The sequence below is a fragment of the Variovorax boronicumulans NBRC 103145 genome (assembly GCF_001591345.1).
Lineage (GTDB): Bacteria > Pseudomonadota > Gammaproteobacteria > Burkholderiales > Burkholderiaceae_C > Variovorax > Variovorax boronicumulans.
The window spans coordinates 1-1,984 of record NZ_BCUS01000250.1 but is presented as its reverse complement, the minus strand read 5'-3'; the positions used below and the strand labels follow the sequence as shown (position 1 = coordinate 1,984).

The window sequence follows — 1,984 nt, the reverse complement described above, 5'->3', positions numbered from 1 at the left end:
GGTCGACGGCCCGGCCGGCCCCGACACCCGCGAGCGCACCACCGGCACCATCGTGGTCTCGGCGAGCGACGGCATGCGCAGCGTCACCGTGGGCGGGCGCACGCTGGCGCTGGCCGAGCTGGCGAACCTGGGCACGACACCGGTCACCATCGACACGCCGCGCGGCACGCTGGTGCTCACCGGCTTCACGCCCACCAGTTCGGTGGGCGGCGTGCCGACGACGGGAGAGCTGGCCTACACCTACACGCTGGACGGGCAGGTGGCGCAGCCGAACGCCACCGAGAGCACGGAAGACATTGCGCTGCTCGTGACCGACGCCGGCGGCGACACGGCCACGGGCACGCTCACCGTGCGCATCGTGGACGACGTGCCCGAGGCCGTGAACGACACCCACGCCATCACCGAGGACGGCGCGCCGAACACGGTGGGCGGCGACGTGAAGGCCAACGACACCCTTGGCGCCGACGACGCCAACGGCGTGCCGGTGACGGGCGTGAGCTTCGGCGGCGTGGCCGGCACGGTGGGCGTGCCGATCACCACCACCTACGGCCGCATCGTGCTGAACGCCGACGGCAGCTACACCTACACGCTGAACAACGCCGATCCGCGCGTGCAGGCGCTGGTCGTGGGCGACACGCTGACCGAGGTGGTGAGCTACACGATCACCGACGCGGACGGCGACACCAGCACCGCCACGCTGACCCTCACCATCCACGGCGCCAACGACGGCGTGACGCTGGTCATCGGCGACAACAACGGCCCCGACACGGCCGGGCAGGCCACCGTGTACGAGCGTGGCTTGGTCGAACCGGGCGACGCGAGCGAGACGGTTTCGGGCAGCTTCTTCGTCACGGCGCCCGACGGCCTGGGCAGCATCGCCGTGCACGGCACCACGCTCACGCCGGCGCAGCTGGCCGCGCTCGGCGCGAGCCCGGTCACCATCGCCACCGACCGCGGGCGCATCACGCTCACCGGCTTCGACGCGGCCACGGGCACCGTGCGCTACACCTACGTGCTGGGCGCCGCGCAGAGCCACGCGGGCGGGCAGGTCACCGACGACATCGCGCTGCAGGTGACCGACCGCGACGGCGACACCACGCAGGGCACGCTGCGCGTGCTGGTGATCGACGACGTGCCCACGGCACGCAACGACGCCACCTCGATCGGCACCGCGCGGCCCGGCGCCACGGCCACCGGCAACGTGTTCGGCGGCAGCGGCATGGGCGCGAACGACGTGGCCGACCGCCTCGGCGCGGACGGCACGCCGACGCCGGTCACGGGCGTTTCGTTCGAAGGCGTGGCCGGCACCATCGGCGGATCGACGGCGGGCCGCTACGGCAACCTGCGCCTGAACGCCGATGGCAGCTACAGCTATTCGGTGAACGCCAGCAACGTGCGCGTGGCCTCGCTGGGCGACGGCCAGACGCTGACCGAGGTGTTCGACTACGTCATCACCGATGCCGACGGCAGCACCAGCACGGCGAAGCTGGTCGTCACGATCCACGGCACCTCGCAGCACCGGCCGCTCACGGGCGACCAGGTGTTCCCGGCGGACTTCGGCGACCCCAGCCGCCGCATCGACCAGTCGATGACGCCGGCGCTGTTCGTGCAGATCGCGGTGCAGGAATCGCAGCGCCTGAGCCAGATGCTGTCGGGCGCGATCGCCGCGCGCGCGCTGGGCGGCGACCGCCTCTTCGGCGAGGACCGTCCCACCGACCTGTGGGGGGAGCCGCAGGGCGTGGACTACGCCGAACACGTGAGCCGCGACGGCGTGGCCTTCTCGCTGCGCATGGTGCGCGACGTGGAGCAGACGCTCGCGCTGCGCGGTGTCACGGCCGGCAAGCTGGTCGACGGCGCGAGCCCGCTCTTCGGCGATTTCGACAGCTTCTCGGCGCCGCAACAGCCGCCGCCGCCGGAAGCACCCGCGCGCGACGGCGGGCGCATCGTGGTGCCGCGTGCCGATGCGGCGCATCCGTCCACCGAG

At 72.7% G+C, this 1,984-nt stretch carries 1 protein-coding gene; it reads left to right on the top strand.

The genetic code is table 11. From position 1 onward, the window contains the following. On the top strand, positions 1 to 1,984 hold a 1,984-nt coding region (locus tag VBO01S_RS31315; protein ID WP_218005432.1), incomplete at both ends, for a cadherin-like domain-containing protein.